We start from the raw sequence: 21,186 nt of genomic DNA, 5'->3' as shown, positions 1-21,186 counted from the left end.
GACAGGTGGTTCCAGCAACGAGGTGAACACCCGGGACCGCCATCGCGTATGGATGGGGAGGGAGAGGCAGCGCACAGCCGGAGGTACCCGCCCGTGGCCATCACCGAAGACGCCCCGCCCGGCGCGACCGAACGCGACCCGGCGCGCCCGTCCGGCGAACGGCCGGGCGAACGGCCGGGCCGGGCAGGCCAGAAGGGGCAGGAAGGCCACGAGGGCCGGGCAGGTCAGGACGGCCTGGAGAGCCGGCGCCTCAGCTCCCCGCTGATCCTCACCATGACCCTGCTGCTGGCGGTGCTGGCCCAGTCCCCGATCCGCGGGGCCCTCGGCACCCCGCTGATGCAGAGCTGGATGACGGTGTTCGTGGCCGTGACGGTCCAGGCGCTGCCCTTCCTCGTCCTCGGAGTCCTCCTCTCGGCGGCGATCGCGGTCTTCGTACCCCCGTCCTTCTTCGCCCGCGCCCTCCCGAGCCGGCCCGCCCTGGCCGTACCGGTCGCCGGGATGGCGGGCGCGGTGCTGCCGGGCTGCGAGTGTGCCTCGGTTCCGGTGGCGGGCGCGCTGGTCCGCCGGGGCGTGACCCCCGCGGCGGCCCTGGCCTTCCTCCTCTCGGCCCCCGCGATCAACCCGATCGTCCTGACCGCCACGGCCGTCGCCTTTCCCCGTAACCCGGAGATGGTCCTGGCCCGGTTCCTCGCCAGCCTCCTGGTGGCCTGCGCGATGGGCTGGCTGTGGCAGCGGCTGGGCCGCACGGACTGGCTGCGCCCGCCGGCCCACGGCGCGCACGAGGGGGCGACCAAGGGCGAGACGTTCTGGAACTCGGTCCGGCACGACACCGTGCACGCGGGCGGCTTCCTGGTCCTGGGCGCGATGGCCGCGGCCACGCTGAAGGCGGCGACCCCGGCGACCTGGCTGCGCACGGCGGCCGACAACCCCCTGGTCTCCGTCCTCGCCCTCGCCGTACTGGCCGTGCTCCTGTCCATCTGCTCGGAGGCGGACGCGTTCGTCGCGGCCTCCCTCACCCAATTCTCCCTGACGGCCAAGCTGGTGTTCCTGGTGGTGGGCCCGATGATCGACCTCAAGCTCTTCGCGATGCAGGCGGGCACCTTCGGCCGCGGCTTCGCACTGCGCTTCGCCCCCGCCACGTTCGCGCTGGCGGTCGCGGGGGCCGTGGTGACCGGGACGGTGCTGCTGTGAACCGCCAGGCCCAGGCGGCAGTGATGTTCCTGCTGGGCGCCGCCCTGCTGCACGCGGGCGCCACCGACCTCTACCTGCGTTACGTCAAGGCGGGCCTGCAGCCGATGCTGCTGGCCTCGGGCGCGGTCCTGATCGCGGCGGCGCTGGCGACGGCGTGGTACGAGCGCAAGCGGAACAATAAGGCGGCCAAGGCCAAGGCCACTGCCCACGCCGACCATGCGCACCCGGAGCCCCGCATCTCCTGGCTCCTCGTGCTCCCCCTGCTCTCCCTCATCCTCGTCGCCCCGCCGGCCCTGGGCTCCTACAGCGCCCTGCGCACCGGCACCGCACTGCAACAGCCTTATGGCTATGGCAAGTTGCCCGCAGGCGACCCCGTCCCGCTCAGCGTGGTCGACTACGCGTCCCGCGCGGCCTACGACCACGGCCGCTCCCTGAACGGCCGCCCGGTCCGCGTCACCGGCTTCCTGGCCCTGGACCACGGCGGCGCGCCCTACCTCGTCCGCATGGCCCTCAACTGCTGCGCGGCGGACGCCCAGCCGGTGAAGATCGCCCTCACCGGCAAGCTGCCTCCGGTCCTGCAACCGGACGCCTGGCTGGAGGTCACGGGCACCTACACCGCCAAGCTGACCCACGACCCCGTCAACAACGGCCCGATCCCGTATCTGAAGGTCACCTCGGCGAAGCCGGTGCAGACGCCACAGGATCCGTACGACGAGACCTGGAACAACTGACGGGCCGGACGGTCAGCCCAGGCACACCACGATCAGGCAGAGCTGGGACGGGGAGGTCGCGGCCGGGGAGGGGCTCGTCCGGGGCGTGCCCGAGTCCGTGCCGCTGCCGGCCGAGGGGGCGGGAGCAGGGGCGGACGGCTGCTGGGCAACTGTGCCGGTGCCGCTGCCGGTGCCGCTGCCGCTGCTGTTGCCGGTGCCGCTGCTGTCGGAGGCCGGGGTGGTGGTCTGCCGCTGCCGCTGTGCGGCCGGCGGCTGCGCCGGGACCTGAGCGGCCGCGGTGTCCGGGTGGGTGTCCGGCAGGGTGGTCCGGGGCGCGGTGGCGACGGTCTGCCGGTGAGGGACGGCGACCGCGGGCTGCTGGGCGTGGGCCGGGGCCGTGGCGTGCGGGGACCGGTGGTGTCCGGGCGGTGTCGGCGCCGGAGGGGTCCCGGCGTCGGTCTCCCCGTCGGTGGCGCCCATGGGCCGGTTGTCCGGGGCCGAGGCCGCCTGGGCCCGGTCGGGGGACTGGCGGTCCATCGAGGCCAGGGTGAGCCCGCCGCCGACGAGCGCGACGGCCGACGCGACCGCGGCCCGGCGCTTGTTCTTCTTCCAGCGGGCCAGCTGGCGACGCCGGGCGGCCCGTCCCCGCGAGGCGGCGGGTGCGTCCTCCACGTCGTCGGACGCGGCCTCGTCCATCGCGGACGGCGTGGGCTCGGCGGGGAGACCGTCGTCGTACCAGGCGGCGGAGGGGGCGGCCGCTCGCGCCGCGGGGACGGTCGCCGGCGTGTGCGGGGCTATGTCCGGCGCGTACGCGCCGCAGCCGGGACACACCAGGGCGCCGTTCAGATGCCGACGGCACGAGGAGCAGTAGTCCATGTGAGGTCTTTCCGATTCGACGCGTTCGCACGGGGGATCGAGCGGCAACGCTAACGAGGCTTTCCGAGGAGCGTGTGCGGCCCTTGTGGCACTCCTGCACACATTCACAGGGGATTCATGGGGTGACTCGTGTCCCTCGTGAAACGGGGGCGCACGCGGACGGCCGATCCCGAGGAGCCGTACGACCGTCGCGCGCGGAGACTGGTCCGGACCGTCCTGCCGTCCGTGGTGAGGTCCCGATGGCGTATGGCCTGGCACGTCGTGAGCTGGAACCGCGGGTCCCGCTGCGCCCGGGCGAGGGGGAGAAGCACCACCTCACCAGCATGGAAGGGCTGGCCGCGCTGTCGCTGGACGCGCTCAGCTCGGTCGCGTACGGCCCCGAGGCCATCGTGCTGGTACTGGTCACGGCCGGGACCGCGGCGCTGGCCGCCACCCTGCCGGTCACGCTGGCAATCACCTTCCTGCTCGCGGCGCTCGTCGTGTCGTACGCCCAGGTCATCGCCGTACACCCGGACGGCGGAGGCGCCTACGCGGTCGCCAAGAAGGACCTGGGCGCGACCTCCAGCCTGCTCGCCGCGGCCAGTCTGGTCGTCGACTACGTCCTCACGGTCTGCGTCAGCCTCACCGCCGGCGCGGACGCCCTGGCCTCCGCGTTCCCCGACCTGGCCCGGGACAAGCTGCTGGTGTGTCTGGTGGGCCTCGCGCTGCTGACGGCCGTGAACCTGCGCGGTGTCACGGACAGCGCCCGGGTGCTGATGCTGCCGACCGTGCTGTTCGTCGTGGCCATCCTCGGCGTCGTCGTGGGCGGCCTCCTCCGCTCCCATCCGGCGGCGGTGGTGGGCACCGAGCAGCCCGTCCAGGCGCACGAAACCCTGGGTCTCCTTCTCCTCCTCAAGGCGTTCTCCTCCGGCTGCTCGGCGCTGACGGGCGTGGAGGCCATCGCCAACGCCGTGCCGACGTTCCGCACCCCGCGGGTCAGGAACGCCCAGCGCACCGAGTTCATGCTGGGCGGGCTGCTGGGCCTGATGCTGATCGGCCTCGCCGTGCTGATCCGCCGCGACCACGTCGCGCCGCGCGGCGGTGTCACCGTCCTGGCCCAGCTCACCGCGCGCGCCTACGGCGACGGCTGGGCGTACTACGCCACCAACCTGATCGTCACGCTGGTCCTGCTGCTCGCGGCGAACACCAGTTTCGGCGGGCTGCCGGTGCTGATGAGCCTGCTGGCCCGCGACCACCGGCTGCCCCACCTGTTCGGGCTGCGCGCCGAACGGCCCGTGTACCGCTACGGCGTGGTGGCGCTCGCCCTGCTGGCCGCACTGCTGCTCATCGCGTCCGACGCCGACACCCACCGGCTGATCCCGTTGTTCGCGATCGGGGTGTTCATCGGGTTCACCCTCAGCCAGCTCGGTCTCGTCCGGCACTGGGCCACCGAGCGACCCCCGGGCTGGAAGCACCGCGCGCTCATCAACGGCACCGGTGCGGTGCTCACCACCCTGGCCGGGCTGATCCTCCTCTTCACCAAGTTCCTCGAGGGCGCCTGGGTGGTCGTGATCGCCGTGCCGCTGCTGATGCTGCTCTTCTCCCGCATCCAGTGCTACTACACGGAAGTCGGCGAGGAACTCGGCCTGGGCCGCATCCCCGACCAGCCCGCCCCGCGCTCCGGCAGCCTGGTGATCGTCCCGCTCGGCGACGTCAGCAGACTCGCCCGGCACGCCATCGGCGCCGCCCTGGCGCTGGGCGACGAGGTGGTCGCCGTCGCCGTCCACAACGACCCCGGCAAGACCCGCGCCCTGCAGGAGGCGTGGGCACGCTGGAACCCGGGGGTGCGCCTCGACGTCATCGACAGCCCGCACCGCTCCCTGGTCCAGCCGATGGTCGAGTACGTGCGGCACGCGGCTCGCGACGGCCGGCAGATCGCGGTGCTGATCCCCGAGGTCGAACCCCGGCACCGCCGCTACGAGATCCTGCAGAACCAGCGGGGCCTGCTGCTGGCGACCGTACTGCGATCCCGCACCGACGTGGTGGTGTGCATGCTGCCGTACCGGCTGCGGATGTGAGGCGGGGCGGACGGTGGTGGTCCGTCCGACCCGGTGCCGGGCTCCGTCAGCTCTGGCCGGCCTTCGAGCCGTGGTTGGCCTTCTTCTTGCGGCGGGCCTTCTTCTTGCGGGCGCGCTTCGACACGTACGTCAACTCCTGGTTCCGGAACGGTTCTTCAAACGGTGCGGCCGACCAGCAGGTCCGCCAGCTTGTTGAGGCGCCTGACGGTGCGGTCCTCGGTCGCGGCCGGAGCCGGGTCGACGCGCTCACCGCGGTCGTAGTAGGCGCCGTTGACGATCTCGACGGCCGGATCGCACAGCCGGACCACGTGCGCGGCTCCCTCGGCGGGGGAGAGGCCCTCGTGGTCGTAGAGGGGAAGCAGGGCGGTGTCGCAGACGCCCGGGTGGACCGACACGGCGGTGACGCGCGGGTCGGCCGCGAAGACCGTGAGGGCGAGCTGGGACTGGGCGTAGGCGGCGAGGCGGGAGTAGCGGCGGGCGCGGTTGGGGTCGCCCCACTGGATGGAGGCCGTGCGGTGCAGGGAGGACGACACGTTCACGACCCGGCCGCCCAGGTCTGCGGTCAGGGCCGGTTCCAGCAGACAGGTGAGCAGGTAGTGGGCGAGGAAGTTGACCTGGAAGGCGATCTCGTTGCCGTCCGCGGTGACGGTGTGCCGCTCGGGGGCCGCCATGCCCGCGTTGTTGACCAGGACGTCCAGGTGCGGGTGTGCGGCGACGATCGCGGCGGCCAGGGTCTCCACCTCTTCCAGGTGGGTGAAGTCCGCGCCGTACGGGTGTGGTCGGGTCGCCCGGGCTCCTGCTGTGGCGACCAGGCGGTCGGCCGCCGCCCGCGCCTCCTCGGCGGTACGGCCGTGCAGCAGCACAGTGGCCCCGCGCTCGGCGAGTTGCCGGGCGGTCTCGTACCCGATGCCGGAGGTGGCGCCGGTGACCAGAACGGTGCGAGAGGAAAGGGTGGAGTCGGACATGTCCCATCCGGGGTTGCGGGCACGCCGGCACGGCCCGGCGAGGGGCGGTGGGCGTGCGGTGGGGAAGGAGGAGCGAGGGGCGCCGGAGCCGATCACGGCGCCCCTCGGGTCACGGAGAGCGGCGTCGGCGGACGCGCGTCGGCGGGACGCGGGCGCTTCCGTTCAGCGCGGCGGACGACGCGACGGCCGAGCGGGACTCGGCGGCCGGTCGAAGAGAAGCCAGGCGCTGTTCACAGGTTCCATGGAAGCCGTCCCGCATCCGCCGGGCAAGGCGGAACACCCTTCTCTGACGGGGCTCTGACGTGCATACGCGTCCTTGACGCTCTAACGCCGTGCGCGGCACCAACCCGCCCGAACAGGAAGGAATTTGCGGCACTCATACGGCGACTCCGGAGCCGCCGTCAAAGTGCCGTCAAACCGAGCTGAGTAACCATCAGGAACGCGTCAACGTCAGCCGTCCATGGCCGGATCCGGTCGCAGACTGATCGACAACGGGGGACGGGCGACCGTCCGTGGCGTGACGTTGGAGGGACCGTGACTCTCACGGCCGGAACAGCGCAGGGTCCTCGGACCGAGGGGGGTGCTCCGCCACGACCGGACCCACCAGGGGGCAGCCCCGGACCACGGAGACGAGGGGGGTCGCGGACGGGCGATCCGGGTCCGGGGCTGCGCCCTCAGCCGCAGGTCGTGGCCGCGCGGGCCGCTCTGCGCCGCCGTTTTTGGGCCACCGTGCCCGCACGGCTGCGTCTTCTGCGCGCGGCCACGCTCCTGCTCACCGTCGCCGTGGCCGCTCTGCTGACCGTCGCGGGGCTGGCCGCGAACGGCACCTGGGACGGCGTGGCCGAACGCGACGCACCGCGCACCACCAGCGCCGCCGACCTCAACCTCGCCCTGAACGACATGGACGCCCAGGCCGCCAACGTGCTGCTGTCCAGCGGCGATGCGGGCAAGGGTCGCCTGAGGACGCCGTACGAGAAGGCGGTCGGCTTCTACGGCGACGCCCGGCGCGAGATCGGGCACGACCTGCGCACCCTCGCCGTCGCGGCACAGGGGGACCGGTCCGACGAGAAGACCGTGGAGAGCCTGACCGACGACTTCGCCGAGTACCAGGAGCTGATCGGCCGCGCCCTGGAGAACGACGGGCGCTCCGGCGGCAAGGCGTCCGCCCTGGTCGACTACCGCAGGGCCACGGACCTCCTGCAGAGCAGGCTGCTGCCCGAGTCACGCACGCTGGTGTCCTCGAACGACCAGGCCTTCGACAGGGAGTACGGTGCCGCCCGCTCCGCCCTCGTCGGCCGGCTCGCCGCCGTCGTCGCGCTCGGCGTCCTTCTGCTCGCCGTGCTCGGCCTCCTGCAGTGGTACCTGGCCCGCAGCTTCCGCCGGATCCTGAACCCCGGTGTCCTCGCCGCCACCGGGTGCGCCCTGCTCGCGGTGGTCCTCGGCGCCCAGCTGCTCGCCTCGTCGTACGGGAACCTGTACTCCGCGCGACGCGACGCCTTCGACTCCGTCGTCGCGCTCTCCCGAGCCCGGGCCATCGCCTACGACGCCAACGCCGACGAAAGCCGCTACCTGCTCGACCCGCAGCGCCGGGACCAGTACGAGCGGGCGTTCCTCGCCAAGTCCCAGAAGCTGTACGGCATCCGGAACGCGACCCTCGCGACCTACGACCGCGAGCTGGCCAACACCTGGCAGGCCTACCAGACCGACCACCACGACCTGCGCTTCACGGGCGAGTTCCGGCGCGAGCTGGACAACATCACCTTCCCCGGGGAGCGCTCCGCGGCGGAGCGGACCGTGCGGGCGTACGCCGTCTACGAGCACGACGACCGCAGGATTCGCTCGCTGGTGGCGACCGGGCAGGAGCGGGCGGCCACCGAGTTCTGCATGGGCTGGGAGCCGGGCACGTCCAACGCCCACTTCGGCGCCTGGATGGCGGCGCTGGACAAGGTGACGGACATCAACCGGGCCCACTTCGACTCGTCGGTGCGTGCGGGCCGCTCGGTGGTGAACGTGCTCCTGCCCTGGGCGGCCGGTCTGCTGCTGGCGTCGATGGCGCTGATCGTGCTCGGGCTGCGGCCGAGGCTGGCCGAGTTCCGCTGACCCCGGGACGCCCCTCACGCGTCCGACAGCCGCGCCTCCTCCAGGTCCAGCGAGCGCTGGAGCCGGCGGCGTGTCGTGTCGCTTATGCGGTGGCCGTCGTAGAGGCGCTGGAGTTCCTGTGTCTCCACGACGATCAGGTCGCGGCGCAGCTGGCGGTAGACCAGGTCGGCGGACTCGGTGGCCGTGGCTGTGCCGTTGGTCTCGGCGAGGCGGTCGCGGGCGTCCTCCAGACGGGCGTTGAGGCCGCGGCGCAGGCGGTCGAGGACGACGTCCGGAACGGCCTCCAGCTCGGTCAGTTCCTCCAGCCGGGCGAGTCCGGCGTGGGCGAGGCGGGAGCGGGCCTCGACCTCCTCGCGTTCGGTGTGGGCGGGCTCCAGGGCGATGCCGGAGCGCTGGACGACCGGGGCGAGTGTGAAGCCCTGGACGACGAGGGTGACCACCACGACCGAGGTGGTCAGGACGAGGACCAGGGGGCGGTCCGTGAGAGGGGAGCCGTTCTTCGTCATCTCCGGGATGGACAGGGCCGCCGCCAGCGGCATCACACCCCGGGTGCCGGCCCAGGTCAGGACCATCGGCACCCGCCAGTTCAGACGGCCGACCCCGCCCTTGCGCTGGACGACGGCCGACAGCGGCGCGAGCCACAGCAGGCGTACGGCGATGAGCGTGGCGGCGACGGCGAGGGCGTACAGCGGCCAGGCCCGGTCGCCGTCGGCCAGCGCCCGCACCTGTGCGGGCAGCGCCAGCCCTATCAGCGAGAAGACCACGCTCTCCAGCAGGAACACGACCGTGCCGTACACGGCGTGGAGTTGCAGTCTTATGCGCGCGTTGGTGAGGCGGTCGCCCCGGCCGCCCAGGACCACCCCGGCCACCACGCACGACGTCACCCCGGAGGTGTGCGCGGCCTCCGCCAGCAGATACGCGGCATAGGGGGTGACCAGGGCGATCACCGTCTCCAGGACCGGCTCCTCGGTGCGCCGCCGGATCAGGGCCACGACCCCGGCCACCGCGGCACCGATCACCGTGCCGCCCCCGGCCAGCAGCAGGAACTTGCCGCCCGCGGAGCCCCAGTTCGCCGCCGCCGACGCGACCGCGATGCCCGCCGCCACCCGGACCAGCACCAGGGAGGTCGCGTCGTTGAACAGGCTCTCCGCCTGGACGAGGACCTGCACCCTCGGCGGCAGGGCGAGCCTGCGCCCGAGCGCGGTCACCGCCACCGGGTCGGTGCTGGCCAACACCGCGCCCAGCACCAGCGCCATCTGCCAGGACAGCGGCGTCACCGTGGCGGCCACGGCGCCCACGGCCGCGGCCGAGGCGAGGACCAGGCCGATGGCGAGGATCCCGACCGGCTTCCACACCGCCCGCAGCTCCCGCCAGGGCATCTCCTCGGCGCTCGCGTACAGCAGCGGGGGCAGCACGACGAGCCCGATGATCTCCGGGCTGATCTCGATCTGCGGGGTGCCCGGCAGCAGGGCCACGGTGAGCCCGGCGACGACGAGCAGGGAGGGCGCGGGTATGCGCCACCGGCGTGCGAAGGTCGCTACGACGGTGGCCAGTACCACCAGTGCGAGAACCGTCCCGACGCTGCGCATGCCGTCCCCCTGGGGCTTTCACAGGAGCCACCCTGGCTCCCAGCCGACCAGACTTCCCGGCACACCGCCTTCACCCTATCCGGCCACGGCACGTCAAGACAGTGTCAAGGTCCCCGGGACCGGTGCCAAGGAACCGCTAACAAGGCAACCGGCCGGCGCCCGAAAGGGCTTCCTTAGGAGCAGTGACCCGCCCTCCCGAGGGAGTTGAGCCAGTGAGCGGAGTGCTTCGGCGGCGATGAGTGACGTACGGCCCGGACGAATGAAGGTCTACCTCGGGGCGGCTCCGGGGGTCGGCAAGACCTACCGGATGCTCGACGAGGGGCGACGCCGTGCCGCCCGCGGGGCGGACGTGGTGGTGGGGTTCGCGGAGTGCCACGGGCGACCGCGCACCGAGGCCATGCTGGACGGCCTGGAGGTCGTCCCGCGGGCTCGGTGCGTCTACCGGGGCGGGGACTTCGAGGAGATGGACCTCGCCGCGGTGCTCGAGCGCCGCCCGCAGGTCGCGCTCGTGGACGAGTTCGCCCACAGCAACATCCCCGGCGACGGCCGCAACGCCAAGCGCTGGCAGGACATCGAGGCCCTCCTCGACGCCGGCATCGACGTGATCACCGCGCTGAACATCCAGCACCTGGAATCCCTCAACGACGTGGTCGAGAAGATCACGCACGTGCCCCAGCACGAGACGGTGCCCGACGACGTCGTCCGCCGTGCTCACCAGGTGGAACTGGTCGACATGCCTCCGGAGGGGCTGCGCCGCCGGATGGCGCACGGCAACATCTACACGCCCGAGAAGGTCGACGCGGCCCTCGCCAACTACTTCCGGCCCGGCAACCTGACCGCGCTGCGCCAGCTGGCGCTGCTGTGGGTGGCCGACCGGGTCGACGCGGCGCTGCAGGAGTACCGCACCGAGCACGGCATAGGCCGGGTGTGGGAGACCCGGGAGCGGGTGGTCGTCGCGCTCACCGGCGGGCCGGAGGGGGACACGCTGGTCCGGCGCGCCGCACGGATCGCCGCCCGCTCGGCCGGGGGCGACCTGCTCGCCGTGCACGTGGCCCGCAGCGACGGCCTGGCCGCCGGTGTCTCGCACGCCTCGCTGGCCCGCCAGCGCCGGCTGGTGGAGGACCTGGGCGGCAGCTACCACTCGGTGGTCGGCGACGACATCGCGACGACGCTGGTGGAGTTCGCCCGCGCCGAGAACGCCACCCAGCTGGTCCTCGGCACCAGCCGGCGAGGACGGCTGGAACGGTTCGTCACCGGGCCCGGTACGGGCGAGACCGTCACCGAGCTGTCCGGCGACATCGACGTCCACCGCGTCACCCACGAACGCGCCGGACGCGGCACCCTGCTGCCCTCCCGGCGCCGGACCCTGTCCACCCGGCGCCTGGTCGCCGGACCCGTGGCGGGGCTCGTGCTCCCGGTGCTGCTGACCGCCGTCCTCGCCCAGGTGCGGGGCACGGTGAACCTGACCAGCGAGGCGCTGCTGTTCCTGCTCGCCGTGGTGGGCGTGGCCTGCATAGGAGGGGTCGCCTCGGCGGTGATCGCGTCGATCACGGCGTCGCTGCTGCTCAACTACTGGTTCATCCCGCCCCTGGGGCAGTTCACGCTCAGCGACCCGAACGCGCTGCTCGCCCTCGCGGTGTTCATGGTCGTCGCGGCCACAGTGGCCGGGGTCGTCGACCGCTCCCTCAGGCTGTCCCGCCGCTCGGCGCGGGCCACCGCCGAGGCCGAGACCATGTCCTCCCTGGCCGGCACCATCGTGCGCGGCGGCGCGACCATCCCGGCCCTGCTGGAGCGCACCCGGGAGACCTTCGGCATGGAGTCGGCGGAGCTGGTGGACGAGCCGCCCGACGCCGGAGACGTGACGGCCGTACCGGCTGGTTCGGGGGCGCACCTGGTGCTGCGCGGGCGGACCCTGTCCTCCTCCGAGCGGCGGGTGCTGGCCGCGTTCGCCGCGCACGTCGGCTCCGCGGTGGAGCGGGCCCGGCTGGCCGAGGCGGCGGCCGAGGTCGAGCCCGTCAAGGCCGCCGACCGGATGCGTACGGCGCTGCTGCGGGCCGTCGGCCACGACCTGCGCACCCCGCTGGCCGCCGGCTGGGCCGCGGTCACCTCCCTGCGCAGCAGCGAGGTCGAGTTCTCCGCCGCCGACCGCGGGGAACTCCTCGCCACCGCCGACGAGTCCATGGCCAAGCTCAACCGGCTGGTGGAGAACCTCCTCGACCTGAGCCGTCTGGAGGCGGGCGCTCTCCCCCTGAACCTGCGCGCGACCTCCCTGGAGGAGGTGCTGCCCACGGCACTGGCGGACGTCCCCGGCGTCGAGGTGGCGGACACCGAGGCGATCCCCGCGGTGCTGGCCGACCCGCCGCTGCTGGAACGGGTGATCGCCAACCTCGCCGGCAACGCCGCCCGGCACACCCCGCCCGGCCGGAAGGTGCTGGTCACCGCCAGCGCGCTGGCGGGCCGGGTGGAGCTGCGGGTCGTGGACCGGGGGCCCGGGCTTCCCCAGGCCGGCCGGGAGCGCCTCTTCGAGCCGTTCCAGCGGCTCGGCGACACCGACAACACCACCGGCCTCGGCCTCGGGCTGGCCCTCGCCCGCGGCCTGACCGAGGCCATGAGCGGCACCCTCACCCCCGAGGACACCCCGGGCGGCGGCCTGACCATGGTCGTGTCGCTGCCCTTCGCGGAACAGCACGCGCACTCTCAGGATGCGCAGAGCGTAGGAGGTGCCTGATGAGCACCGAGACCAGCACATTCCGGCTGCACCGCACCGGCCGGGCGCGCCCGGCGCGGGCCGCGTGGCCACTGCGGGACCGGCTGGCCCTGGCGGCGGGCGTGGTGGCCCCGCTCGTGGTGGCGGCCGCTCTCGTGCCGCTGCGCACGGATCTGTCGCGGACGAACGCCGCGCTGGTCCTCGTCGTCGTGGTCGTCGCGGTGGCGGCGCTGGGCAGTCGTACGGCAGGAACCGTGGCGGCGCTGTCGGCGGCGGCCGGGTTCGACTTCTTTTTCACTCGGCCGTACGAGACGTTCGACATCACCGCGTCCGGGGACGTGGCGACGGCGGTCCTGCTGCTCGTCGTCGGTCTGATCGTCTCCCGGCTCGCCGCCCGTGCCCGTCGTCTGGAAGTCGTCGCCGTGACCGACGCGGCCCACCTGGACCGGATCCACCGCACGGCCGCCCTCGCCCAGTCCGCCAACTCCGCGGACATCATGGTCGACCACGTGCGCGGCGAGCTGACCGAGCTGCTGGGCCTGCGTGCCTGCCGCTTCGAGTACGGCACCCTCGTCGGGCGCCCGCCGCGGCTGGAGAAGGACGGCAGCGTGACGGTGGGCCGGCACGCATGGGACGTGGACGGCGCCGGCTGGCCCGAGGGCGAGACCGAGCTGCGGGCGTACGGCAACGGGCACTACCTCGGCCGGTTCATGCTCACCCCCGGCCCGGGGCCCGTGCCGCCGCTCCAGGCGCGGCTGGTCGCGGTGACCCTGGCCGACCAGACCGGGGCCGCGCTGGACACCTCGGGGCCGGTCACCTGACTCAGTCGAGCCCGGAGGCCCTGAACACGGCGTGGGCCGTCTCGGAGTCGATGCGCCGGGCCAGGCGCCGCAGGGCGGTCGCCCCGCACAGCAGCAGGCCGTCGTCGGCCGCCCTGCGTGCGCCCTCCTCCAGGCGGCGCCACAACTCCGGGTTGTTCAGGAGGACTTCGGGGTCGATCTCCACCCGGCCGCCGAGCGCGTCCTTCAGCACGAGCCGCTGGGCGACGCCGTCCAGGAAGCGGACGGACACCAGCAGGTCGATGCGGACCCGGCGTTCGCGCAGCAGCCGCCGCGAGGCCAGCCAGTCCTCGCCGGCCGAGACCCGGGCGGGACACAGCACGAGGAACAGCAGCAGCGCGAGGGCGAACCACAGCGCACAACGCCACGGCGTCAACCGGCCCGAGCCCCAGTCGACGAGCACGAGCAGGGCGAGCAGGACCCCGGCGCAACGGACGGAATCCCGCACGTCCTTGGGCCGGCGGCGGTCCTGTGCTGCCTGTTCCATGGCGGTGACGGTAGGGGAGTCGGGCGGCCGGATAGAACTGTTTTGATGTGATCTTGACGGCTATCGGGTGATTCCCGACGTCATCCGTCAAGATCCCGTCAAAGTCGGACGGTTGGGCGCGAAGAAGCCGCAAGGAGCAGTCGGACCCGGTCGTGAACGGACACAACCTGGGTGCACCCGCGCACCGTTCGGACCTCGTGCGCGGCTGAACGACGAAGGAGCACGCACCCATGTCCGTCCTGACCCTCCAGCCGGGAGCGGCGCCCGCCGACGAAGAACCGCCTGATACCGGCGAACGGCACCGCCTCACCGCCGTCACCGGCCTCGCCGCGCTGTCGCTCGACGCCATGGCGTCGGTGGCGTACGGGCCGGAGGCGATCGTCCTGGTCCTGGCCGCCGCGGGCGCCCACGGCCTCGGCTTCACCCTGCCGGTCACCCTGGCCATCGCCGGACTGCTCGCGGTGCTGGTGGCGTCGTACCGGCAGGTCATCGCGGCCTTCCCGGACGGAGGCGGCTCCTACGCGGTGGCCAGGACGCACTTGGGTGCGCGGACCAGCCTGGTGGCGGCGGCCTCGCTGATCCTGGACTACGTCCTCAACGTCGCCGTCGCGGTCACCGCGGGCGTGGCCGCCCTGACCTCCGCCTTCCCGGGCCTGTACGACGACCGGCTGTGGCTGTGCCTGGCCGTGCTGGTGCTGATCACGGGCGTCAACCTGCGAGGCATCGTGGAGTCGGCGAAGGCGTTCATCGTGCCTACCGTCGTCTTCGTCGGCTCGATCTTCGTCCTCATCGTGGTCGGCCTGTTCCGCTCCCACCCCGTGAGCACGGTCACCGCGGCCGGGCACGCCTCGGTCGTCGCGGACAACGCCACCACCGTGGGCACCCTGCTCCTGCTGAAGGCGTTCGCCTCCGGGTGCAGCGCCCTGACCGGCGTCGAGGCCATCGCCAACGCCGTTCCCTCCTTCCGCGTCCCGCGGGCCCGGCGGGCCCAGCGCGCGGAGGTCGCGCTCGGCGCCGTGCTCGGCCTGATGCTGATCGGCCTGTCGGTGCTGATCGGCCGCTTCCACCTCCAGCCGGTCGAGGGCGTCACCGTCCTCGCCCAGCTCGCGGACGCCTCGCTCGGCCACAACTGGGCCTTCTACGTCATCCAGTTCGCGACGATGATCCTGCTGGCGCTGTCCGCGAACACCTCCTTCGGCGGCCTGCCGGTCCTGCTGAAGCTGCTCGCCCGCGACAACTACCTGCCGCACGTCTTCGCCCTGAAGGCCGACCGTCAGGTCCACCGGCACGGCGTGCTCGCCCTCGCCCTGGTCTCCGCGGCCCTGCTGGTCTTCTCGGGCGGCGACACCAACACCCTGGTGCCGCTGTTCGCCATCGGGGTGTTCGTCGGCTTCACCATCGCCCAGGTGGGCATGGTCCGGCACTGGCGGCTGGAGCGCGGCAAGGGCTGGCTGGGCAAGGCCCTGCTGAACGGCTTCGGCGCGGTGCTCACCGGTGTCGCGACCGTCGTCGTCACCGCGAGCAAGTTCACGGAGGGCGCCTGGCTGATCGTGGTCGCGTTGCCGTTGCTGGTCGCCGCCTTCGGCGCCGTGCACCGCGCCTACGGCCGGATCGGCGAGCGGCTCGGTCTGGGCCGCATACCCGAGGCCCCGCACCGCGACCGCTCGCTGGTGATCGTCCCCGTCTCGACCCTGTCCCGGCTCACCTCCGAGGCACTGACCGCCGCCGCCTCCCTGGGCGACGAGGTCCGCGCGGTGACCGTCTGCTACCCGGACCCGGAGGACCGCACCCAGCTGCACGCCCTGGAGCGCGCCTGGGCCGAGTGGGACCCGGGAGTGCCGCTGGTGCGGCTGTCCTGCGAGCGGCGCAGCCTGGGCCGCCCCATCGCCGCGTACGTCCGCGAGGTGGCCGCCGGCGAGCCGGCCACGCGGGTCACCGTGCTGATCCCGGAGACGGAGCCCGAGCGGCTGTGGCAGCGGCTGCTGCAGAACCAGCGGGGCGCCGTCGTCGCGCACGCCGTGCGGCGGGAGACGGACGCGGTGATCTGCCGGCTGCGCTTCCGGGTGCTGTGAGCCGCGTCACCGACGGTTACGGCGGCCTACTCGCTGGTACGGAGCAGCGGCCGTAAGAGTCCCGTCAAAGGCGTGCGGGCCGCCGTAAGGGAGCCGTCAACGGGTGACCAGATCCAGCCAGCCAGGCGCTTTCCTCTAAACGTCCGTTTCAACCGAACCTCACTCCAGGAGTTCGCGATGGCCGATCTGGCCTTCGTCGTCACCGTGCTCGCGGGTTTCGCGCTGGTGGCTCTTGTCGCCAAGGGGGTGACGAAGCTGTGACCGTCGAGAACATCGTCGGCCTGGTCGTGGCCGTCGCCCTGCTGGGCTATCTCGTCCTCGCCCTGATCTTCCCGGAGAGGTTCTGAGAGCTGACATGGGTCCCGTACTGGCCGGCGTGCTCCAGCTCCTCGCGCTCATAGGCGCGCTGGCGCTCGTCTACGTCCCCGTTGGCAACTACATGGCCCGGGTCTACTCCTCCGACAAGCACCTGCGTGTCGAGAGGTGGACCTACAAGGCCATCGGAGCCAACCCCGACGCCGAGATGACCTGGCCCGCGTACCTGCGCGGCGTCCTCGCCTTCTCGGCCGTGAGCGTCCTCTTCCTCTACCTGCTGCAGCGCCTCCAGGGCCTCCTGCCCGGGTCGATGGGCTTCGACTCGGTCGACCCGGCACAGTCGTTCAACACGGCCGTGTCCTTCGTGACCAACACGAACTGGCAGTCGTACTACGGCGAGCAGACCATGGGTCACGTCGTGCAGACCGCCGGTCTGGCCGTGCAGAACTTCGTCTCCGCGGCCGTCGGCATCGCCGTCGCCGTCGCGCTGGTGCGCGGCTTCGCCCGCTCGCGCACCGGTGAGCTGGGCAACTTCTGGGCCGACCTGGTGCGCGGCACGCTGCGGATCCTGGTTCCGGGTGCCGCGATCGCCGCGGTGATCCTGGTCGCCTGTGGCGCGATCCAGAACTTCTCCGGCATCCACGAGGTCGGCCAGTTCATGGGCGGCTCGCAGCAGTGGAACGGCGGCGCGGTCGCCTCCCAGGAGGCCATCAAGGAGATCGGTACCAACGGCGGTGGTTACTTCAACGCCAACAGCGCCCACCCCTTCGAGAACCCGACGCCCTTCACCAACCTGTTCGAGATCTTCCTGATCCTGGTGATCCCGTTCTCGCTGACCCGTACCTTCGGCGTGATGGTCGGCTCGGTGAAGCAGGGTTACGCCATCCTCGCCACGATGTTCACCATCTGGCTGGGCTTCGTCGCCCTGATGATGTGGACCGAGTTCGCCCACCACGGCCCGGCGCTCCAGGCGGCCGGCGGGGCGATGGAGGGCAAGGAGGTCCGCTTCGGGGTCGGCTCCTCGTCGATCTTCGCGGTGTCGACCACGCTCACCTCGACCGGTGCGGTGGACTCCTTCCACTCCTCCTTCACCGGCCTCGGCGGCGGCATCGCCATGCTCGGCATGATGCTGGGCGAGATCGCGCCCGGTGGCACCGGCTCCGGCCTCTACGGCATGCTGATCATGGCGGTCATCGCGGTGTTCATCGCCGGCCTGATGGTCGGCCGTACGCCCGAGTACCTGGGCAAGAAGATCGGCGCCCGCGAGATGAAGCTGGCGGCCGCCTACATCCTGATCACCCCGGCGCTGGTTCTCGTCTTCTCGGCGGCCTCCATGGCGCTGCCGACCCCGCCGAACTCGATGCTCAACTCCGGTGCGCACGGCTTCTCCGAGGTCCTGTACGCCTTCACGTCGGCGTCGAACAACAACGGCTCGGCCTTCGCAGGACTGAACGCGAACACCGACTGGTTCAACACCATGACCGGTCTCGCGATGCTGCTGGGCCGTTTCCTGCCGATGGTGTTTGTGCTGGCGCTGGCCGGCTCGCTCGCCGAGCAGAAGCCCGTCCCGGTGACCGCGGGCACCCTGCGCACCGAGAAGCCGCTGTTCACCGGCCTGCTGGTGGGCGCGATCCTGATCATCACCGGTCTCACCTACTTCCCGGCCCTCGCCCTGGGTCCGCTCGCGGAAGGACTGGCGTGATGAGCACCGACGTACAGAAGCACGAGGACTCGATGTCCACTCCCACTCTTGCGCCCCATCAGGACGCCCCCACTGGGCACAAGCCCGCCGAAGGCCGTGTCGGTGCGGGCCTGTTCGACCCCAAGGCGCTGATCAAGTCGCTGCCGGAGGCATTCCGCAAGCTCGACCCGCGGGTGATGGTCAAGTCCCCCGTGATGTTCGTGGTGTGGATCGGCTCCGTGCTCACCACGGTGTTCTCCTTCAAGGACCCGAGCGACTGGTTCGGCTGGACGATCAGCGCCTGGCTGTGGCTGACCGTGATCTTCGCCAACCTCGCGGAGGCCGTCGCCGAGGGCCGCGGCAAGGCGCAGGCCGACACCCTGCGCAAGGCCAAGACCGACACGGTGGCCCGGCGGCTGGTGGGCGACTCCGAAGAGCGGGTGCCCGGTACCGAGTTGAAGATCGGTGACCTGGTGGTCTGCGAGGCCGGCGACATCATCCCCGGTGACGGTGACGTCATCGAGGGCGTCGCCTCGGTCGACGAGTCCGCGATCACCGGTGAGTCCGCTCCGGTCATCCGTGAGTCCGGCGGCGACCGCAGCGCGGTCACCGGCGGTACGAAGGTGCTGTCCGACCGGATCGTCATCAAGATCACGACGAAGCCCGGTGAGACCTTCATCGACCGGATGATCAATCTGGTCGAGGGTGCCGCGCGCCAGAAGACGCCCAACGAGATCGCGCTGAACATCCTGCTCGCCTCGCTGACCATCGTCTTCCTGCTCGCGGTGGCCACCCTGCCGCCGTTCGCGAACTACGCGGGCACGCACCTGACCATGGTCGTGCTGGTCGCCCTGCTGGTCTGCCTGATCCCGACCACCATCGGCGCCCTGCTCTCCGCGATCGGTATCGCGGGCATGGACCGTCTCGTGCAGCGCAACGTGCTCGCGATGTCGGGCCGTGCGGTCGAGGCCGCCGGTGACGTCTCCACGCTGCTGCTCGACAAGACCGGCACCATCACCCTCGGCAACCGCCAGGCCGCCGAGTTCGTGCCGGTGAAGGGCACCACGGAGGCCGAGGTCGCCGACGCGGCCCAGCTGTCGTCGCTGGCCGACGAGACGCCCGAGGGCCGTTCCATCGTCGTCCTGGCGAAGGAGAAGTACGGGCTGCGCGAACGCCACCAGGGCGAGCTGGCGCAGGCCGAGTGGATCGCCTTCACCGCCCAGACCCGCATGTCGGGTGTGGACGTCGACGGTCGCAAGGTCCGCAAGGGCGCCACCGCCTCGGTCATCGCCTGGGTTCAGGAGCGGGGCGGCACGGTCGCCAAGGACGCCGACACCGTCGCGAACCGGATCTCCGAGGCCGGCGGCACCCCGCTGCTCGTCGCGATCGAGGACGAGCAGGGCGCCCGCGTCCTGGGCGTCATCTATCTGAAGGACGTCGTCAAGGAGGGCATGCGGGAGCGGTTCGAGGAACTGCGCCGCATGGGCATCAAGACGGTGATGATCACGGGTGACAACCCGCTGACCGCCAAGGCGATCGCCGAGGAGGCGGGCGTCGACGACTTCCTCGCGGAGGCCACTCCCGAGGACAAGATGGCCCTCATCAAGCGGGAGCAGGCCGGCGGCAAGCTGGTCGCCATGACCGGTGACGGCACGAACGACGCGCCCGCGCTCGCGCAGGCGGACGTCGGCGTGGCGATGAACACCGGTACGTCGGCCGCCAAGGAGGCCGGCAACATGGTCGACCTCGACTCCAACCCCACCAAGCTCATCGAGATCGTCGAGATCGGCAAGCAGCTGCTGATCACCCGCGGTGCGCTGACCACGTTCTCCATCGCCAACGACGTCGCGAAGTACTTCGCGATCATCCCGGCGCTGTTCGCGGCGGTCTACCCGGGCCTGGACAAGCTGAACATCATGCAGCTGTCCTCGCCGAACTCCGCGATCCTGTCGGCCGTCGTCTTCAACGCGCTGATCATCATCGCGCTGGTGCCGCTGTCCCTGAAGGGCGTGCAGTACCGGCCGGTGAGCGCGGACAAGATGCTCCGGCGCAACCTCGGGATCTACGGCATCGGCGGCCTGATCGCCCCCTTCGTCGGCATCAAGATCATCGATCTGCTCATCTCTCTGATCCCCGGAATCGGGTGAAGGACATGAACAACTCCTTTGTGAACACGGCCCGGTTGCTGGGGGCGGGCCTGCGGGCGCTGCTCGTGCTGACCCTGGTCACGGGCGTCATCTATCCGCTGGTCGTCACCGGCATCGCCCAGGCGGCGTTCCACGACAAGGCGAACGGCTCCGAGATCAAGGCGGACGGCAAGGTCGTCGGCTCGTCGCTGATCGGGCAGTCGTACAACCTGCCGCTGAAGAAGGGTCAGGACACGCCGGACGCGGACCTGAAGTGGTTCCAGGGCCGCCCGGCCAACGGGCTCGGCGCCAACAGCGTCAACACCCGCTACAAGCTGATCCTTTCGGGTGCGACCAACCTCGCCGCCGACAACAAGGACCTGGTCAAGCAGGTCGAGGACGCCAAGGCAGCCGTCGTCAAGGACAACTCGGTGCCCGGCTACACCGTCAAGCCGTCGGACGTCCCCGCGGACGCGGTGACCTCCTCCGGCTCCGGCCTGGACCCGGCCATCTCCCCGGAGTACGCCGAACTCCAGGTGCACCGGGTCGCCGCGAAGAACGGCCTGTCCGTCGCCGCGGTCGAGAAGCTGGTCAAGGACCACACCGAGGGCCGCACCCTGGGCTTCATCGGCGAGCCCCGGGTGAACGTCCTCGAACTGAACAGCGCGCTCAAGGATCTCGCGGCCAAGCAGTGACGGCCTTACGCGACCCGCACGGGAGCCGGCGGCCCGGGAGACATCCCGGCACCGCCGGCTCCCGCAGCCATGACAGGAGAGGCGTACACCCATGACCCGGGTGCTCGTGGTGGAGGACGACCCGCAGCTCGTAAGGGCCCTCGTGATCAATCTGCAGGCCCGCAAGTACGGCGTCGACGCGGCCCCCGACGGCGCCACCGCGCTGCGGCTGGCGGCGGCCCGCCAGCCGGACGTGGTGCTGCTCGACCTCGGCCTGCCCGACATGGACGGCGTCGACGTCATCAAGGCCGTACGAGGCTGGACGCGGGTACCGATCCTGGTCCTGTCCGCCCGGCAGTCCTCCGACGAGAAGGTCTCGGCCCTCGACGCCGGCGCCGACGACTACATCACCAAGCCGTTCAGCATGGACGAACTCCTGGCCCGGCTGCGGGCCGCCGTCCGCCGCACCGAGGAGCTGCCGCTGGTCCCGGAGACCACGCTGGTCCGGACGGACGGGTTCACCATCGACCTGCTCGCGAAGAAGGTCGTCCGGGACGGCCACGACGTACGCCTCACCCCGACCGAATGGCACCTGCTGGAGATCCTGGTCACCCACCCGGGCCGCCTGATCACCCAGAAGCAGCTGCTGCACGAGGTCTGGGGCGTCTCCCAGAGCAACAAGACCAACTATCTGCGGGTCTACATGGCCCAGTTGCGACGCAAACTCGAGTCCGATCCCTCGAGTCCTCGTTATCTCATCACCGAGCCCGGCATGGGCTACCGCTTCGAAGGGTGAC

17 protein-coding genes are annotated in these 21,186 nt (G+C 71.7%); 13 read left to right on the top strand and 4 right to left on the bottom strand.

The window, feature by feature from the left end; genetic code table 11:
- The first annotated feature begins 93 nt into the window (after positions 1-93).
- Complete coding sequence (locus ACIF83_RS37905; RefSeq protein WP_399734075.1) at positions 94-1,191, top strand: permease; 1,098 nt, start codon at positions 94-96, stop codon at positions 1,189-1,191.
- On the top strand, positions 1,188-1,922 hold the full coding sequence (locus ACIF83_RS37900; protein ID WP_399734072.1) for a TIGR03943 family putative permease subunit: 735 nt from the start codon (positions 1,188-1,190) through the stop codon (positions 1,920-1,922). The genes ACIF83_RS37905 and ACIF83_RS37900 overlap by 4 nt, the downstream gene beginning before the upstream one ends.
- A 12-nt stretch (positions 1,923-1,934) precedes the next feature.
- Here the strand turns inward: ACIF83_RS37900 and ACIF83_RS37895 are convergent, their stop codons facing one another.
- Positions 1,935-2,777, bottom strand: a complete 843-nt coding sequence (locus tag ACIF83_RS37895; RefSeq protein ID WP_399734069.1) for a hypothetical protein — start codon at positions 2,775-2,777, stop codon at positions 1,935-1,937.
- A gap of 239 nt (positions 2,778-3,016) precedes the next feature.
- Here ACIF83_RS37895 and ACIF83_RS37890 point away from each other — a divergent pair, with 239 nt between their 5' ends.
- The gene (locus ACIF83_RS37890) at positions 3,017-4,834 is read left to right on the top strand and encodes an amino acid permease (RefSeq protein WP_399734066.1); all 1,818 of its coding nucleotides are present in this window, start codon (positions 3,017-3,019) and stop codon (positions 4,832-4,834) included.
- A 155-nt stretch (positions 4,835-4,989) separates the two neighbouring features.
- Here the strand turns inward: ACIF83_RS37890 and ACIF83_RS37885 are convergent, their stop codons facing one another.
- The gene (locus ACIF83_RS37885) at positions 4,990-5,799 is read right to left on the bottom strand and encodes an SDR family NAD(P)-dependent oxidoreductase (RefSeq protein ID WP_399734063.1); all 810 of its coding nucleotides are present in this window, start codon (positions 5,797-5,799) and stop codon (positions 4,990-4,992) included.
- 687 nt (positions 5,800-6,486) lie between these two features.
- Here ACIF83_RS37885 and ACIF83_RS37880 point away from each other — a divergent pair.
- On the top strand, positions 6,487-7,899 hold the full coding sequence (locus tag ACIF83_RS37880) for a hypothetical protein (protein ID WP_393482747.1): 1,413 nt from the start codon (positions 6,487-6,489) through the stop codon (positions 7,897-7,899).
- A gap of 14 nt (positions 7,900-7,913) precedes the next feature.
- On the opposite strand, the gene ACIF83_RS37875 is transcribed toward ACIF83_RS37880, so the two are convergent.
- Positions 7,914-9,488, bottom strand: a complete 1,575-nt coding sequence (locus tag ACIF83_RS37875) for a Na+/H+ antiporter (RefSeq protein WP_393482743.1) — start codon at positions 9,486-9,488, stop codon at positions 7,914-7,916.
- Positions 9,489-9,723: 235 nt separating this feature from the next.
- Here ACIF83_RS37875 and ACIF83_RS37870 point away from each other — a divergent pair, with 235 nt between their 5' ends.
- The gene (locus ACIF83_RS37870) at positions 9,724-12,216 is read left to right on the top strand and encodes an ATP-binding protein (protein WP_399734059.1); all 2,493 of its coding nucleotides are present in this window, start codon (positions 9,724-9,726) and stop codon (positions 12,214-12,216) included.
- Positions 12,216-13,016 (top strand): DUF4118 domain-containing protein, encoded by an 801-nt coding sequence (locus ACIF83_RS37865; RefSeq protein WP_399734056.1) that lies wholly within the window; start codon positions 12,216-12,218, stop codon positions 13,014-13,016. Before ACIF83_RS37870 ends, ACIF83_RS37865 begins: the two co-directional genes overlap by 1 nt.
- A 1-nt stretch (position 13,017) precedes the next feature.
- On the opposite strand, the gene ACIF83_RS37860 is transcribed toward ACIF83_RS37865, so the two are convergent.
- Positions 13,018-13,521, bottom strand: a complete 504-nt coding sequence (locus ACIF83_RS37860) for a hypothetical protein (protein ID WP_399734053.1) — start codon at positions 13,519-13,521, stop codon at positions 13,018-13,020.
- A gap of 230 nt (positions 13,522-13,751) precedes the next feature.
- Between ACIF83_RS37860 and ACIF83_RS37855 the strand changes: the two genes are divergently transcribed.
- From ACIF83_RS37855 to ACIF83_RS37825, 7 genes are all read left to right on the top strand, one after another.
- The gene (locus tag ACIF83_RS37855; protein ID WP_399734050.1) at positions 13,752-15,593 is read left to right on the top strand and encodes an APC family permease; all 1,842 of its coding nucleotides are present in this window, start codon (positions 13,752-13,754) and stop codon (positions 15,591-15,593) included.
- A 72-nt stretch (positions 15,594-15,665) separates the two neighbouring features.
- Positions 15,666-15,854, top strand: a complete 189-nt coding sequence (locus ACIF83_RS37850; RefSeq protein ID WP_393482728.1) for a hypothetical protein — start codon at positions 15,666-15,668, stop codon at positions 15,852-15,854.
- Positions 15,851-15,940 carry a K(+)-transporting ATPase subunit F gene (gene kdpF / locus ACIF83_RS37845; protein ID WP_067057375.1) on the top strand — a complete coding sequence of 30 codons (90 nt, stop codon included), beginning with the start codon at positions 15,851-15,853 and terminating at the stop codon, positions 15,938-15,940. Before ACIF83_RS37850 ends, kdpF begins: the two co-directional genes overlap by 4 nt.
- 8 nt (positions 15,941-15,948) lie before the next feature.
- The gene (gene kdpA / locus ACIF83_RS37840) at positions 15,949-17,610 is read left to right on the top strand and encodes a potassium-transporting ATPase subunit KdpA (RefSeq protein WP_393482725.1); all 1,662 of its coding nucleotides are present in this window, start codon (positions 15,949-15,951) and stop codon (positions 17,608-17,610) included.
- Complete coding sequence (gene kdpB, locus ACIF83_RS37835; protein ID WP_399734045.1) at positions 17,610-19,736, top strand: potassium-transporting ATPase subunit KdpB; 2,127 nt, start codon at positions 17,610-17,612, stop codon at positions 19,734-19,736. The genes kdpA and kdpB overlap by 1 nt, the downstream gene beginning before the upstream one ends.
- A 5-nt stretch (positions 19,737-19,741) precedes the next feature.
- Positions 19,742-20,410 carry a potassium-transporting ATPase subunit C gene (locus ACIF83_RS37830; RefSeq protein WP_399734042.1) on the top strand — a complete coding sequence of 223 codons (669 nt, stop codon included), beginning with the start codon at positions 19,742-19,744 and terminating at the stop codon, positions 20,408-20,410.
- 91 nt (positions 20,411-20,501) lie between these two features.
- Positions 20,502-21,185: a response regulator gene (locus ACIF83_RS37825; protein WP_393482716.1), complete on the top strand. Its 684-nt coding sequence runs from the start codon at positions 20,502-20,504 to the stop codon at positions 21,183-21,185.
- Position 21,186 lies beyond the last annotated feature (1 nt).

This window comes from Streptomyces sp. NPDC085866 (assembly GCF_044541035.1).
Taxonomy (GTDB): Bacteria; Actinomycetota; Actinomycetes; order Streptomycetales; family Streptomycetaceae; genus Streptomyces.
The sequence above is the reverse complement of the archived record's forward strand: the minus strand, read 5'-3'. Positions and strand labels throughout refer to the sequence as shown.

Coding starts and splice junctions, on each gene's coding strand:
- ACIF83_RS37890 (WP_399734066.1), top strand. CDS start 3,017: ATGGCGTATGGCCTGGCACGTCGTGAGCTGGAACCGCGGGTCCCGCTG.
- ACIF83_RS37830 (WP_399734042.1), top strand. CDS start 19,742: ATGAACAACTCCTTTGTGAACACGGCCCGGTTGCTGGGGGCGGGCCTG.
- ACIF83_RS37865 (WP_399734056.1), top strand. CDS start 12,216: ATGAGCACCGAGACCAGCACATTCCGGCTGCACCGCACCGGCCGGGCG.
- ACIF83_RS37870 (WP_399734059.1), top strand. CDS start 9,724: ATGAGTGACGTACGGCCCGGACGAATGAAGGTCTACCTCGGGGCGGCT.
- kdpA (WP_393482725.1), top strand. CDS start 15,949: ATGGGTCCCGTACTGGCCGGCGTGCTCCAGCTCCTCGCGCTCATAGGC.
- ACIF83_RS37885 (WP_399734063.1), bottom strand. CDS start 5,799: ATGTCCGACTCCACCCTTTCCTCTCGCACCGTTCTGGTCACCGGCGCC.
- kdpB (WP_399734045.1), top strand. CDS start 17,610: ATGAGCACCGACGTACAGAAGCACGAGGACTCGATGTCCACTCCCACT.
- ACIF83_RS37875 (WP_393482743.1), bottom strand. CDS start 9,488: ATGCGCAGCGTCGGGACGGTTCTCGCACTGGTGGTACTGGCCACCGTC.
- ACIF83_RS37860 (WP_399734053.1), bottom strand. CDS start 13,521: ATGGAACAGGCAGCACAGGACCGCCGCCGGCCCAAGGACGTGCGGGAT.
- ACIF83_RS37855 (WP_399734050.1), top strand. CDS start 13,752: ATGTCCGTCCTGACCCTCCAGCCGGGAGCGGCGCCCGCCGACGAAGAA.
- ACIF83_RS37825 (WP_393482716.1), top strand. CDS start 20,502: ATGACCCGGGTGCTCGTGGTGGAGGACGACCCGCAGCTCGTAAGGGCC.
- ACIF83_RS37895 (WP_399734069.1), bottom strand. CDS start 2,777: ATGGACTACTGCTCCTCGTGCCGTCGGCATCTGAACGGCGCCCTGGTG.